This window comes from Variovorax sp. GW821-FHT09B05 (genome assembly GCF_059418265.1).
The window spans coordinates 222,682-236,363 of record NZ_JBWKPN010000009.1 but is presented as its reverse complement, the minus strand read 5'-3'; the positions used below and the strand labels follow the sequence as shown (position 1 = coordinate 236,363).

The 13,682-nt window shown below is 69.4% G+C and carries 11 protein-coding genes; 8 read left to right on the top strand and 3 right to left on the bottom strand.

Going from position 1 to position 13,682, the window contains the following annotated elements; translation table 11 throughout:
• Positions 1-4 precede the first annotated feature (4 nt).
• Positions 5-502, bottom strand: a complete 498-nt coding sequence (locus AC07RM_RS23785) for a MarR family winged helix-turn-helix transcriptional regulator (protein WP_495336119.1) — start codon at positions 500-502, stop codon at positions 5-7.
• Positions 503-638: 136 nt separating this feature from the next.
• Here AC07RM_RS23785 and AC07RM_RS23780 point away from each other — a divergent pair, with 136 nt between their 5' ends.
• From AC07RM_RS23780 to AC07RM_RS23750, 7 genes are read left to right on the top strand one after another with little or no spacing between them, the layout of a single operon-like run.
• Positions 639-2,081 carry an NAD-dependent succinate-semialdehyde dehydrogenase gene (locus AC07RM_RS23780; RefSeq protein ID WP_495336118.1) on the top strand — a complete coding sequence of 481 codons (1,443 nt, stop codon included), beginning with the start codon at positions 639-641 and terminating at the stop codon, positions 2,079-2,081.
• A complete protein-coding gene (locus AC07RM_RS23775; protein ID WP_093345479.1) occupies positions 2,078-3,448 on the top strand; it encodes an aminotransferase class III-fold pyridoxal phosphate-dependent enzyme in 1,371 nt (456 codons plus the stop codon). The genes AC07RM_RS23780 and AC07RM_RS23775 overlap by 4 nt, the downstream gene beginning before the upstream one ends.
• Positions 3,445-4,689 carry a Tm-1-like ATP-binding domain-containing protein gene (locus AC07RM_RS23770; RefSeq protein ID WP_495336117.1) on the top strand — a complete coding sequence of 415 codons (1,245 nt, stop codon included), beginning with the start codon at positions 3,445-3,447 and terminating at the stop codon, positions 4,687-4,689. The genes AC07RM_RS23775 and AC07RM_RS23770 overlap by 4 nt, the downstream gene beginning before the upstream one ends.
• Entirely contained in the window at positions 4,686-5,369 is a 684-nt protein-coding gene (locus AC07RM_RS23765; protein ID WP_495336116.1) for an HAD-IA family hydrolase, read from the top strand. The genes AC07RM_RS23770 and AC07RM_RS23765 overlap by 4 nt, the downstream gene beginning before the upstream one ends.
• Entirely contained in the window at positions 5,366-6,757 is a 1,392-nt protein-coding gene (locus AC07RM_RS23760; RefSeq protein WP_495336115.1) for a transaminase, read from the top strand. Before AC07RM_RS23765 ends, AC07RM_RS23760 begins: the two co-directional genes overlap by 4 nt.
• Complete coding sequence (locus tag AC07RM_RS23755; protein ID WP_495336114.1) at positions 6,754-7,548, top strand: SDR family oxidoreductase; 795 nt, start codon at positions 6,754-6,756, stop codon at positions 7,546-7,548. The genes AC07RM_RS23760 and AC07RM_RS23755 overlap by 4 nt, the downstream gene beginning before the upstream one ends.
• Positions 7,545-8,315, top strand: a complete 771-nt coding sequence (locus tag AC07RM_RS23750; protein WP_495336113.1) for an SDR family NAD(P)-dependent oxidoreductase — start codon at positions 7,545-7,547, stop codon at positions 8,313-8,315. The genes AC07RM_RS23755 and AC07RM_RS23750 overlap by 4 nt, the downstream gene beginning before the upstream one ends.
• A 251-nt stretch (positions 8,316-8,566) precedes the next feature.
• On the opposite strand, the gene AC07RM_RS23745 is transcribed toward AC07RM_RS23750, so the two are convergent.
• Positions 8,567-9,961, bottom strand: coding sequence for a hypothetical protein (locus tag AC07RM_RS23745; protein ID WP_495336112.1), 1,395 nt, complete (start codon positions 9,959-9,961; stop codon positions 8,567-8,569).
• 443 nt (positions 9,962-10,404) lie between these two features.
• Positions 10,405-11,523 carry a Fic family protein gene (locus tag AC07RM_RS23740; RefSeq protein ID WP_495336111.1) on the bottom strand — a complete coding sequence of 373 codons (1,119 nt, stop codon included), beginning with the start codon at positions 11,521-11,523 and terminating at the stop codon, positions 10,405-10,407.
• A gap of 254 nt (positions 11,524-11,777) precedes the next feature.
• On the opposite strand from AC07RM_RS23740, the gene AC07RM_RS23735 reads away from it, so the two are divergent.
• Complete coding sequence (locus tag AC07RM_RS23735) at positions 11,778-13,673, top strand: diguanylate cyclase domain-containing protein (protein WP_495336110.1); 1,896 nt, start codon at positions 11,778-11,780, stop codon at positions 13,671-13,673.
• Positions 13,674-13,682 lie beyond the last annotated feature (9 nt).

The window sequence follows — 13,682 nt, the reverse complement described above, 5'->3', positions numbered from 1 at the left end:
CCGCCTACTCGAGCTCGCCGCTGGGCTCGAAACCCGAGGTGCTGTCGAACAGCTTCTGCACGAGGGCCTGCAGCACGCGCCGCTCGTCGGCCGTGAGCTGCGCGAACAGCCGCTGCGCGGTGTCGTGCGCGAGCGGCACCATGTCGCGGTAGAGCGCAAGGCCTTCTTCCTCGAGCGAGACGATGACCTTGCGCCGGTCCTCGGCGGAAGGGTGCATGTTGGCCAGGCCGAGGTCGACCAGCCGGTGCTGCGCGCGGCTCACGCGTGCCTTGTCCATGCTGGTCTTGCGCGCGATCTCGAGCGCCGACAGCGCGCCGTACTTGCCGAGCACCACCACGATGCGCCACTCGGGGATCTGCAGCGCGAAGCGGCCGGCGATCGCCTGGCCCACCGACTGGCTCACGCGATTGGCGACCACCGAGAGCTGGAACGGCAGGAAGGTCTCGAGGTCGAAGGCATCGGCGATCGAGCGCGGCGGCGAGGAGGTGCGTGAACGGGGCACGGTGCGAGCGAGGAGGTGAAGGGCGCGGACAGTATAGGAACGCGTTCATGCATCGTGCCCACACAGCGACGATGGACGCACGAGGTTTGCCAGTTTTCGATAACGCGGCAGGGGGTGCGATCCCTATCGTCGCGGCATGGACTATCCCGAACTCGCCCTGCACATCGCCGGCCGATGGCGCACGCAGACCGCAGGCGGCCAACGCGCCGTCGTCGATCCCGCCACCGAAGCCACCCTCGCGCAACTGCCGCTCGCCAGCCGCGACGAACTCGCGCAGGCCGCCGAGTCCGCGCGCCGCGGCTTCGCGATCTGGCGCGCGAAGAGCGCGCTCGAGCGCTGCAACATCCTGCGCACCGCCGCGCAGGCGATCCGCGACCGGGCGAAGACCATCGCGCAGGTGCTCACGCTCGAACAGGGCAAGCCGCTGGCCGAGTCGCTGCGCGAGGTCACGCTGTCGGCCGACATCGTCGACTTCCAGGCCGAGGAGGCCAAGCGCCTGTATGGCCGGCTGGTGCCGCCGCGCGTCGAGGGCATCCTCTCGCAAGCGGTCACGCGCCAGCCCGTGGGGACCGTGGCGGCCTTCACGCCGTGGAACTTCCCGGCCAACCTGCCGACGCGCAAGCTCGCGAGCGCACTGGCCGCGGGCTGCAGCGTGGTCATCAAGCCGGCCGAGGAAACGCCGGGCACCTGCATGCTGCTGGTGCGCGCCTTCCTCGACGCGGGCGTGCCGCCCGATGCGCTCAACATGGTGTGCGGCGATCCGGCCGAGGTGTCCTCGTTCCTCATCGACCATCCCGCGATCGCCAAGGTCTCGTTCACCGGCTCGGTCGCGGTGGGCCAGCTGCTCGGCGAGCAGGCGGCGCGCCACGTCAAGCGCTTCACGGGCGAGCTCGGCGGCCACGCGCCGGTGATCGTCTGCGAGGACGCCGACTTCGCGTTCGCGCTCAGGAACTCGATCGCCGCCAAGTTCCGCAACGCGGGCCAGGTCTGTGCCTCGCCGATCCGCTTCTACCTGCCGCGCGCACGCTTCGGCGAATGGGCCGAGGCCTTCGTGCAGGCCGCGCGCGCGCTGCGCATCGGTGCCGGCACCGATCCCGCGACGCAGATGGGCCCGCTCGCGCATGCGCGCCGCATCGAGGACATGCAGCGCTTCGTCGACGACGCCGTCGACCGCGGCGCGCGGCTGCTGTGCGGCGGCCGGCGCATCGCGCGGCCCGGCTACTTCTTCGAGCCCACGGTGATCGCCGATGCGCCCGACGACAGCCGCGTGATGCGCCAGGAACCCTTCGGCCCGATCGCGGTGCTGCAGCCCTACGACACGCTCGACGAAGCGATCGCCGCCGCCAACGCCCTGCCCTACGGCCTCGGCGCCTATGCCTTCACGCGCGACCTGCAGACCGCGCACCGCCTGGGCGAAGCGCTCGAGGCCGGCATGGTCGGCATCAACCATTTCGGCGTCTCGCAGCCCGAGATGCCCTTCGGCGGCTGGAAGCAGAGCGGCATCGGCCAGGAGATGGGCGCCGAGGGCCTGCTGCACTACACCGAACTCAAGACCATCACCGTGGGAGTCCCCGCATGACGACGACAGACATCGACGCACTCAAGGAAGACAACGCCCGCTACCTGTGGCACCCCATGGCCCATCCGCAGGCCATGCAGAAGAGCAAGCCCGACATCGTCGCGCGCGGCCAGGGCTGCTGGATCTGGGACGTGGACGGCCACAAGATGCTCGACGGCGTCGGCGGCCTGTGGGCCGCGAACCTGGGCCACAGCAACCGGGCGGTGCGCGACGCGATCGTGGCGCAACTCGACGAGCTGCCGTTCTACAACGTGTTCCGCGGCACCACGCATCCGCGCGCGATCGAGCTGTCGAAGCGCATCGTGCAGACGATGGAACCCGACGGCGTGGCCGCGGTGTTCTTCAGCAACGGCGGCTCCGACGCGGTGGAGGGCGCGCTCAAGCTCGCGCGCCAGTACTGGAAGCTGCAGGGCCAGGCCGACCGCTACAAGTTCATCGCGCTGCGCCAGGGCTACCACGGCGTTCACTTCGGCGGCATGAGCGTGAACGGCAACCTCAACTTCCGCCGCGCCTACGAGCCCCTGCTGCCCGGCTGCTTCCACGTCGACACGCCGTGGCTCTACCGCAATCCCTACACGCAGGACCCCGAGGCGCTCGGCGAGATCTGCGCCACGCTGCTCGAGCGCGAGATCCAGTTCCAGGGGCCCGACACCGTGGCGGCCTTCATCGCCGAGCCGATCCAGGGCGCCGGCGGCGTGATCGTGCCGCCGCCCAACTACTGGCCGCGCGTGCGCGAGATCTGCGACAAGTACGGCGTGCTGCTGATCGCCGACGAGGTCGTCACCGGCTTCGGCCGCGGCGGCGCGCTGTTCGGCACGCGGCTGTGGAACGTCAAGGCCGACCTCTGGTGCCTGGCCAAGGGCATCTCCTCGGGCTACGTGCCGCTGGGCGCCACCGCCATCGGCGCCAAGGTGGCCGAGGTCTTCCTCAACGACCCCACGGGCCAGGCCGCGGTGGGCCATGGCTACACCTACAGCGCGCATCCGGTGGCCGCGGCCGCGGCGCTCGCCACGCTCGACCAGATCGAGGCGCTCGACGTGCCCGGCAACGCGGCGCGCGTGGGCGCGCATTTCCAGGCCCGCGTGCGGCCCTTCGTCGACCGCTTCAGCTTCGTCGGCGACGTGCGCGGCATGGGCCTGATGCTCGGCATCGAGATGGTGGCCGACAAGGCCACGCGCACCACGCTGCCGCGCGGCAACCCGATCGCCGCGAAGGTGGCGCAGGCGGCCTACCGGCGCGGGCTGATGGTGCGCATCTCGGGCCCGAACCTGATCCTGTCGCCGCCGCTGGTCATCACGCGCGAGGAGGTCGACTACATGGTCGATGCGCTCGAGGGCGCCTTCGCCGACGTGGAAGCCACGCTGTGAGCAAGGTGCCGACCGTTCTGCTGATCGGCACCGCCGACACCAAGAGCGCCGAGCTGCTGTTCATGCGCGAGTGCATCGAGGCCGGCGGCGGCCGCGTGGCGGTGATGGACGTGGGCGTGCTCGACGGCGCGCCCTTCGTGCCCGAGATCACGAATGCCGAAGTGGCCGCGGCCGCCGGCCGCAGCGTGGCCGAGGTGGCGGCCAGCGGCGACGAGAACAGCGCCATGACCCTGATGGCGCGCGGCGCCGCCAGGCTGGCCGCGCGCTGGCATGCCGAGGGCCGCATCGACGGCCTGCTGGCGCTCGGCGGCACCATGGGCACCGACCTCGCGCTCGAGGTGGCGCAGGCGCTGCCGCTGGGCGTGCCGAAGGTGGTGGTCTCGACCATCGCCTACTCGCACCTGCTGCCGCCCGAACGCATACCGCCCGACCTGATCATGGTGCTGTGGGCCGGCGGCCTCTACGGCCTCAACAGCCTGTGCCGCTCGGCGCTGAGCCAGGCCGCGGGCGCGGTGCTCGGCGCCTGCCGCCAGGCGCGCGCGCCGGCCTTCGAGCGGCCGCTGGTCGGCATGACCTCGCTGGGCTCGAGCGCGCTGACCTACATGAAGACGCTCAAGCCCGCGCTCGAGGCGCGCGGCTACGAGGTCGCGGTGTTCCACACCACCGGCATGGGCGGTCGTGCCTTCGAGGCGCTGGCCGCCGAGGGCCGCTTCTGCGCCGTGATGGACTTCAGCCTGCAGGAACTGGCGAACCAGCTCGGCGGCTCCTGCGTGACCGCGGGGCCCGACCGGCTGCTGGGCGCCGGCCGCGCGGGCACGCCGCAGATCGTGGCGCCGGGCGCCATCGACATGCTCGACTTCCCGGCCTGGCAGCCCACGCCCCGAGGCCTCGAAGGCCGGCCGGCCCACACCCACAACCGGCTGCTGGCCTCGGCGCTCAGCGCGCCTGCGTTCCGGCGCGGCGTGGCGACCGAGATCGCGAGCCGCCTGGCGCGCGCGGAAGGCGCCACCTGCGTACTGCTGCCGCTGCAGGGCATCGAGGGCTGGGACCGGCCCGGCGAGCCGCTGCACGATCCCGAAGGCCTGGCCGCCTTCACCGCCGCGCTGCGCGACAGCGTCGGCGCCACGCGCATGATCGAGCTCGACGCGCACATCAACGACGCCGCCTTCTGCGAGGCCGCGCTGCAGGTGTTCGATGCCTGGGTCGCCGACGGCACCGTGCCCGCGGGGAGGCCCGCATGAGCGCGACGCACGCAACACAGGCACTGGTGCTCGACTTCGGCGGCGTCATCAGCCGCACGCTGTTCGAGACCCATGCGCTGACCGAGGAAGCGCTCGCGCTGCCGCGCGGCACGCTGACCTGGCGCGGCCCCTTCGACCTCGCGAGCGATCCGCTCTGGCGCGACATGCAGGCCGACAAGCTCTCGGAGCGCGACTACTGGATGGTGCGCACCCGCGAGGTCGGCGCGCTGGTGGGCGAGCGCTGGGACGCGATGGAGACCTTCGTGCAACGCGCGCGCGGCGCCGATCCCGAAGCCGCGATCCGGCCCGAGGCGCTGGCCGCGATCGAGGCCGCTCGCCGCGCCGGCTGCCGGCTCGCGATCCTCTCGAACGAGCTCGACCTGTTCTACGGCGCCGACTTCCGCCGCCGCCTGCCCTTCATGGCGGCCTTCGACGTGGTGGTCGACGCCACCCACACCGGCATCCTCAAGCCCGATGCGCGCGCCTACCGGCAATGCCTCGACGAACTCGGCCTGCCGGCCGAGGCCTGCGTGTTCGTCGACGACCAGCTGCGCAACATCGCCGGCGCCGAGCGCGTGGGCCTGCGCTGCGTGCACTTCGACGTGATGCAGCCCGCCGCGAGCTACGCGCGGGCCCTCGCGCTGCTCGGCATCCCCTCTTCCTCTTCGCAACGACCATGACCCCGACCTTCGAACCCACCGTGCCGCGCGAGCGCGTGCAGGCCCTGATGCGCACCGAGCAGGAGCGCTACGCGCGCACCCATGCGCGATCCGGCGAACTCTTCGCGCAAGGCCAGCAGGCCTGGCTCTATGGCGCGCCCTCGCACTGGATGCGCCGCTGGATCGGCGGCTGGCCGCTCTACGTGCAGGACGCGAAGCTGCCCTACGGCGCGCGCTTCGTCGACGTCGACGGCCACGGCTATGCCGACTTCTGCCTCGGCGACACCGGCGGCATGTGCGGCCATGGCCATCCGGCCGTGGTGGAAGCGCTGGCGCGGCAGGCGCGCATCGGCAGCTCGCTGATGCTGCCCACCGACGACGCGGCCTGGGTCGGCGAGGAACTCGCGCGCCGCTTCGGCCTGCCCTACTGGAACCTCACGACCTCGGCTTCGGACGCCAACCGCGCCTGCATCCGGCTCGCGCGCATGGTCACGGGCCGGCCGCGCGTGCTGGTGTTCTCGGGCTGCTACCACGGCTCGGTGGAAGAGGCGCACGTCGAGCTGCGCGACGGCGCGGTCGCGATGCGCAACGACATCCATCCCAACGGCTTTCCACACGACCGCCTGTCGGCCGTGGTCGAGTTCAACGACCTGCCCGCGCTCGAACGCGCGCTGCGCGCGGGCGACGTGGCCTGCGTGCTGGCCGAGCCGGCCATGACCAACTACGGAATGATCGCGCCCGCGCCCGGCTTCCACGACGCGCTGCGCCGCCTCACGCGCGAGACCGGCACCCTGCTGGTCATCGACGAGACCCACACCATCTCGAGCGGCCCCGGCGGCTACACGCGCGCGCACGGCCTCGCGCCCGACATGTTCGTGATCGGCAAGGCCATTGCCGGCGGCATTCCCGCCGCGGCCTTCGGCCTCAGTGCCGAGACCGCCGAGCGCGTGTGGCAGGTGCTGCCCAAGCTGCATCCCACCAAGCGCCAGTCGGCGCATGCCGGCTTCGGCGGCACGCTGGCCGGCAATGCGCTCACCGTGGCCGTGATGCGCGCGGTGCTGTCGCAGGTGCTGACGCCCGAGGCCTTCGAGCGCATGCTCGCACTCGCCGAGCGGCTGGCCGATGGCGTGAACGCGAGCATCGCCAGGGCCGGCCTGCCCTGGCACGCGACCCAGGTCGGCGCGCGCGTCGAGACCCTGTTCTGCCCCGATGCACCGCGCAACGCCGCCGACGTGCGGCGCACGCGCGACGGCGAGCTCGAGGCGCTGCTGCACCTCTACATGATGAACCGCGGCGTGCTGATCACGCCCTTCCACAACATGATGCTGTGCTGCCCCGGCACCACCGAACGCGAAGTAGACGAGCACGATGCGGCCTTCGCCGATTTCGCGCGGGAGTGCAGCGCATGAGCGGCAACGATCCCTTTGGCCTGCATGGCAAGGTCGCGCTGGTCACCGGCGGCGGACGCGGCATCGGCGCCGCGATCGCGCGGGCCTTCGCCGAGGCCGGCGCCTCGGTGCTGATCGCCAACCGCACCGGCAGCGCCGGCGAGGCCGTGGCGGCCGCGCTGCGCGCGCACGGCTTCGCCGTGCAGGCACTGGCCTGCGACATCGGCCGGCGCGACGAGGCCGAGCGCGCGGTGGCCGAGGCGGTGCGCGTCTTCGGCGCGCTCGACATCGTGGTCCACAACGCCGCCGTCAATCCCTGGGCAGCGATCGACGCCATGAGCGACGAGCAGCTCGAGCGCACGCTGGCCGTGAACCTCAAGGCCTGCTTCTGGCTCGCGCAGGCGGCGGTGCCGCACCTGCGCGCGCGCGGCGGCGGACGGCTGCTCGTCACCTCCTCCGTGACCGGCCCGCGCGTCGCCATGCCCGGCAGCGCCCACTACGCGGCCAGCAAGGCCGGCGTCAACGGTTTCATCCGCAGCGCCGCGCTCGAGTACGCGCGCGCGGGCATCACCGTCAACGGCGTCGAGCCCGGCTACATCGCCAAGCAGGGCGGCTCGCTGCTGTCCGATCCCGCGAAGGCCGCGCGCATCGCGCGCCACATCCCGATCGGCGAGCTGGGCCGGCCCGAGGACATCGCCCTGGCGATGCGCTTCCTGGCGAGCCCGGCCGCGCGCTACATCACCGGGCAGACCATCGTGGTCGATGGCGGCTCGACCCTGCCCGAGAGTCCCTTCTTCGCGGAGCAGGCATGAGCGGACGCTTGCAAGGCAAGGCCTGCCTCCTCGTCGGCGCCGCGAGCGGCATCGGCGCCGCGGTGGCCGCGCGCTTCGCAAGCGAGGGCGCGCGCGTCGCCGTCGCCGGCTGGCCACGGCCGCAACCGGTGGGCGACGGCCCCGCGCTCGACTGCGACGTGACCGACGACGCCGCCGTGCGCGCGGCCGTGGCCGCGGCGATCGCGGCCCTCGGCCGCATCGACGTGCTCGTGAACTGCGCCGGCATCGTGCGCAACGACGACGCGGCCGACATCGACGACGAGGACTGGCGGCGGCTGCACGAGGTCAACCTCGGCGGCACCATGCGCTGCCAGCGCGCGGTGCTGCCGGGCATGGTGGCGCAAGGCGGCGGCGCGATCGTCAACATCGCCTCGGTGGCGGCCTTCAATGCCGGTGCCGGCATGGCGAGCTACGCCGCCAGCAAGGCCGGCGTGGTCGCGCTCACGCGCTCGGCCGCGCAGGCCTACGGGCCGCGCGGCGTGCGCGTCAATGCACTGTGCCCCGGCTGGGTCGACACGCCGATGAGCCGGCAGGAGATGCGCGACCTGGCTGCCGAGCGCGGCATCTCCGAGGAAGCCGCGCATGCACAGACCGTGGCGCGCATCGCGCTCGGGCGCATGGCCTCGGCCGAGGAGATGGCGGCCGCGTGCCTGTTCCTCGCGAGCGACGAGGCGTCGTTCGTGACGGGTGCGGCGCTGGTGGCCGATGGGGGGGCGCGGGTGCCGGCTTCGGCGCGGGCGGCGTAGCAGGCTGTTGAATTTTTTCGTGTCGAACTGACCGATGTAGCCTGCGCAAATCCAACAGGCCCAAATGGACGCCTTTGGGAGCCAGCTCGGGCCTCGCGATCACGCTTCCGTGCTGCTTTCTTCGACCAGGCACAGGCCAGTCGCCGCCTCATGGCATCGCTCCTAGCGGCACGCCGTACGCATTCGGGCCGTCCGCACGACAGGAAAATGAGCTATCCCTGTGATCAAACGACAGGCTGATTTTGCGAGAGTCACAGCAATGGCTCCATCCAGGCTCGGAGCGACGGCGTGTCGTAAATATCTCCCGAAAATATGTGTTCAGGAATGAGTGGCTCGTTTGCCTTCCGGCTCCGACCAATCCATACCTTTTGGGGGACGGCCATCTGCAAGCCGCTCGGCAGATCAACCACCGTGATGTCGAGGTAATCGGAGTCCGAGCTGGTCGATTCACCTACATGCAAAGAACCCGGGACTGCGAGCACCAGATCCGAAAAATTCAGGCAGGCGCTCGCGCAGTGCTTATCGGTCAACAGAACAACCCGACCTTTGAATGAATTTCCGTCGGGAGGGGGCGGGTACTGGCTTCCTTCAATTGCACTATCGGCTACCAACACACTCGGCCCGGATTTTTCATGAGCCTCTTTCAGGAAATTTTTCATTTCCAGAATCTTCTTGTATCTAATGCTCTTTGGCCCAGTGCGTACCAATTCATCACGCGCAAGACGATCAAACCAATCGACTGAAATTCGAGAGGGGCGCCACCAAGCCTGCGCGCCACTGTCGATTGTCGGTGTATCTCGACGCATTAGTGCTGCGAGCAATTGATAACCGAAAAGGCTGCTACCACCGTTGTTGCCACGCGCATCAAATACAACGACCTCTGCTTTCTCCGGAATAGTTTGAATGGCCGAAATGGCGTTCTCCAATTCATTTTCTGCCAAGCGAGCAGGCAGAAACTGCTGCGCATATATCCAATATCTATTCTCACCCCATGATTCAACGCCTATCCGCGGTTGTTGCACATTGAAGAAAGAAGTACCTTCGTCCGAATTTTTCCAATCGAGCTGATGTTCGATGGTTTTTCCATTCGATTCGAAAGTACAAGTGCGCGGCGTTTCTGCCTCCCAGATGCTGTCACGAGGAATTCGATTGGAGAGCAGCAGTGCCAGCCTGTCCAGAACGGATCCAAGCTCGGTACGCCGGTCCACGAAAGGCGCTATGTAGGTATCTATGTATTCGAAAGGCTTCAATCCATCGCAGGCGATCAACATGGCGCCTTTTTCCGGCAGCGAAGTTGGCCATTTTGAAGCGGCATGCACAACGCGCCATTCGCCACTCCTCAATTGCGCAGTCCACCCGGCCCACATTGCCTTGCTGGAGGCATTCGGATCCCAGACGGCTACATGACCATCGCGAAAGCCTGAGATGTAATAGCGCACCGCTGCCAGTGCTTGGGCCCGGTTCGCGGCCCGCATTGCCAATTTCATAGCTTCGTCATAGCCTCGAATGAACCAATCGTTGAACGCTTGGTCTGTTTTCAATGCCACTGCCGGATGGGCATCAAAAATGACCTGCTTTGCTCGTGCAAGATCCGACAAGGCGATTGCAGAATAGTTTGGATCCGCTGCATTTGATGCAATATGCAAGGCGCCCAATAACAGGAAGCAACACTTGAGTCCTCGCAGAATGAGCCGCCTCGCTAATGATTCATTTTTACAAGCACGTGCACCGGTCTGATGGAGCGTCGCTTTGCAGCGTAAGATATATATCGCCATAAAAATAAATGCGCCCGAAACGCGGGCTCAACTGATTTTTTTAAGACTCCCTGCCGATACAGGAACTGCACCGCATTCAGTCCTCCCTCCCGCATCATCGAGTCATTGGATACTTGAATCACACCCCTGCGGTAACGACTACCGCCCCATCGAGAGCAACTGGCATCCTCACAACGCATCGCCGGCAGCGCCGCGGCGGTCGTCGCGTTCATGGAGACTGCGGCCACGGGCAGCAACACCGACAGCTCGATCCGCATTCCCACGACGCTGTGCCAGAGCAACGCGGGAAGCGGGTCCCGGGTGCGCCTTGAGGCTCAGGAGTCCATGAGCTCGTAACCCGTACTGCGCCCACCTCCCGCCGACTTCTTCAGCACCCCCAGCGCCAGCAACTGCGTGATGTCGCGCAGCGCCGTGTCCGGCGAGCACTTGGCGATGGCGGCCCACTTGCTGCTGGTGAGCTTGCCTTCGAAGCCGTCGAGCAGGCGGTTGAGCAGCTTCGCCTGGCGTTCGTTCACCGGCGTACCGGCCCAGCGCTGCCAGAAGCGCGCCTTGGCCAGCACGCCGTCGAGCGTGAGCTGCGCGCTGGCGGTGGCCCGACCCAGCGTGCCGAGGAACCAGGCCAGCCATGCGGTGACATCGAGCGAGCCCTTCTGGGTGCGCTCGAGGATCTCGTAGTAGGCCTTGCGCTCGCGCTGGATCTGCGCCGACAGGCTGTAGAAGCGCTGCCCCGCGCCATCGGCACGGGCAAGGAACAGGTCGCCGACGGCGCGCGCGATGCGGCCATTGCCATCGTCGAAGGGATGCAGGGTGACGAACCACAGGTGCGCCAGGCCCGCCTTGAGGAGGGCCGGTTCGTCCGTCTCCCGGTTGGCCCAGTCCAGGAACGCTTCCACCTGCGCGGGCAGCGTGTCCGCGGGCGGCGCCTCGAAGTGGACCTTGCGGCGATTCACCGGGCCGGAGACGACCTGCATCGGACCGGTCGCGTCATCGCGCCAACAGCCCACGGCGATCTTCGACAGGCCCGAATAGCCGGTCGGGAACAGTGCCGCGTGCCAGCCGAACAGACGCTCGGCGCTCAGGGGCTCGCCACTGCGCGAAGTGGCGTCGAGCACCATCTCGACCACGCCTTCCACATGCCGGTCGACGGGCGCCAGCGCGCCGATGTCGAGCCCGAGCCGGCGCGCGATCGACGACCGGACCGAGGCCACGTCCAACACCTCGCCCTCGATCTCGCTGGTCTTGACCACGTCGTCGGTCAGCGCCGCCAGGCTGGCCTGGTCGCGCAGCGCGAGCCCCACGTCGGCCAGGCGGCCGAGCAAGGTGCCCTGGGCGCGGCTGACATCGGCCAGGGGCTGGGCCAGGGCGGGCAGGTCGTAGCGCCACCGGGGCCAGTCGTCGGCCTGCCAGATGTAGAGGTTTTCTCCGCGCTCCATGCGGAGATTAGACGCCTGATTCGCCGCAAGCACAAACCATTCACCGCAATATCTGCGGTGAATGAGCCGTGCAATCACCGCACGAAAAAGCGGAAACGGCCCCGATCCGGCCTCCCTCGGGAAGACCCCCAAGCCGTTCGTCGGCCACCCGTGGCAACCAGGCCACGTCCCGCCCCACCCACCGAAGTCCGTAGGACACAATTGCAAACTTCTTCATTCATGCCGCCTGGCAGCGGCGCGTCTCCGTTCGCCCCATGTCCCTGGTATCCGCGTTCGTCCGGTCTCGCGCCTTCGAGGATGAGGACGGACCGGCACGCCCACGCGCCGCGCACCGCAGGCCCTGCCGGCACTGGCTGCTGGCGCTGTGGCTGCTGTTCGCCGCGCTGACGCCGGCCCTGGGCGCGCCGCCGCCCGACACCCGGGCGCCGGTGCTCTCGCTCGCGCGCCAGGCCGCCGGCCTGCCCGCGGTGCTGCAGCTCCAGTTCTTCGAGGACACGACCCGCGCCCTGGGCATCGACGAGGTCCGCACCCCGGCCCAGGAAGCGCGCTTCACCCTGCCCGACCAACCGCTGCGCGGCCAGGAATCCGACCGCGTGCTGTGGTTCAAGCTGCAGATGCAGCTGCAGGATCCGGCCGACGCGGCACGCGAATGGCTGATGCTGGTGCCCACGGTGTCGACGCGCGACATCCGCTTCTATGGCCCCTTCGACACCACGGGCCACGCGCTGGCCGAGCCCGTGGTCACCGGCATGCGCCACCCCTGGGCCACGCGGCCGGCCGCCTCCGAGCAGATGGCCTGGCGCTTCGAGCTGCCGGGGCCGGGCGTCTACACGGTGTACTTCCGCGTCGAGTCGACCTTCGCGCGCATCTACGACGTGACGCTCTGGGACCCGGCCGACTACCTGCAGTCGACGCAGGACAAGCGCATGTTCGACGGCGTCAGCTACGGCCTGCTGCTCGGGCTCACGGTCTATGGGCTGGTGCTGTTCGTGGTGTTCGGCGAGGCGCTCTATGCCTACTACATGCTGGCCTGCCTCTGCGGCCTGCTGGCGCTCGCGAGCATCAACGGCCATGCGCTGCGCTATCCCTTCGCCCACTGGCCGGCCGGCGCCGGCTTCGCCTACACGGCCGGGCCCGCGCTGTGGGCGCTGTGCAAGCTGCAGTTCGGCCGGCGGCTGCTGCGGCTGTCGCACTTCGCGCCGCTGCTCGACCGGCTGGTGCAGGCCTTCTCGGTCGCGCTGCTGCTGGCCATTCCCTACGCGCACTGGGGCGCGCATCCGCTGATCACCTTCCGGCTGGTGCAGATGTCGGTGGTGGCCTCGACAGCGGTGATGGTGATCGGCGCGATGTTCGCGATTCGGCGGCGCTACTGGCCGGCCGTGCTCTATTGCATCGGGGTCGGGCTGCTGCTGGCCGGCATCGGCGCGATCGTGTTCGCGAGCTGGGGCTGGATCGAATGGGCGCCCGGCCAGATGAACGTCTCGCAGGCGGCGCTGGTGGCCGAGTTGGTGGTGTTCGCGGTGGCGATGGCCTCGCGGCTGCGGCTGGTGCTGCGCTCCGAGCAGGCGCTGACGGCGCGCACGCAGCAGCTGGTGGAAGCGCTGGGCACCGACGCGCTGACCGGCGCCGCCAGCCGCGCCGGCCTGGAGAGCCGCGGCGAGGAATGGCTGCGCAACGGCCAGCCCTTCGCGCTGATGCTGCTCGACCTCGACGGCTTCAAGGAGGTCAACGACGGCCACGGCCACGCGGTCGGCGACGCGGTGCTGGTGCAGACGGTGGCGCGGCTGCGCGCGCAGCTGCGCGCGAGCGACACGGTGGCGCGCCTGGGCGGCGACGAGTTCGCGATCCTGGTGCCGGGCCGGCCCTCGCGCGAGGCGCTCGCGCAGATGGCACGCCGCATCGTCGACGCCGGCCTGCAGCCCATCGAGGCCGATGGCGCCGAGGTGTCGGTCGGCATGAGCCTGGGCATCGCCTGCAACCCCGAGGACGGCCGCACGCTGGCACAGTTGCTGCGTTGCGCCGACCAGGCGATGTACCGCGTCAAGCAGCAGCGCCAGGGACCGGGCTTCGCCTTCTTCGGCGACACGCACGCGGGCCCGGCGCGCCCCACCCAGGCCGGGCCGCTGGCCGGCGGAACGGGCATCGCCTGATGCGCCCGC

Coding starts and splice junctions, on each gene's coding strand:
- AC07RM_RS23735 (WP_495336110.1), top strand. CDS start 11,778: ATGTCCCTGGTATCCGCGTTCGTCCGGTCTCGCGCCTTCGAGGATGAG.
- AC07RM_RS23775 (WP_093345479.1), top strand. CDS start 2,078: ATGACGACGACAGACATCGACGCACTCAAGGAAGACAACGCCCGCTAC.
- AC07RM_RS23760 (WP_495336115.1), top strand. CDS start 5,366: ATGACCCCGACCTTCGAACCCACCGTGCCGCGCGAGCGCGTGCAGGCC.
- AC07RM_RS23740 (WP_495336111.1), bottom strand. CDS start 11,523: ATGGAGCGCGGAGAAAACCTCTACATCTGGCAGGCCGACGACTGGCCC.
- AC07RM_RS23780 (WP_495336118.1), top strand. CDS start 639: ATGGACTATCCCGAACTCGCCCTGCACATCGCCGGCCGATGGCGCACG.
- AC07RM_RS23765 (WP_495336116.1), top strand. CDS start 4,686: ATGAGCGCGACGCACGCAACACAGGCACTGGTGCTCGACTTCGGCGGC.
- AC07RM_RS23755 (WP_495336114.1), top strand. CDS start 6,754: ATGAGCGGCAACGATCCCTTTGGCCTGCATGGCAAGGTCGCGCTGGTC.
- AC07RM_RS23750 (WP_495336113.1), top strand. CDS start 7,545: ATGAGCGGACGCTTGCAAGGCAAGGCCTGCCTCCTCGTCGGCGCCGCG.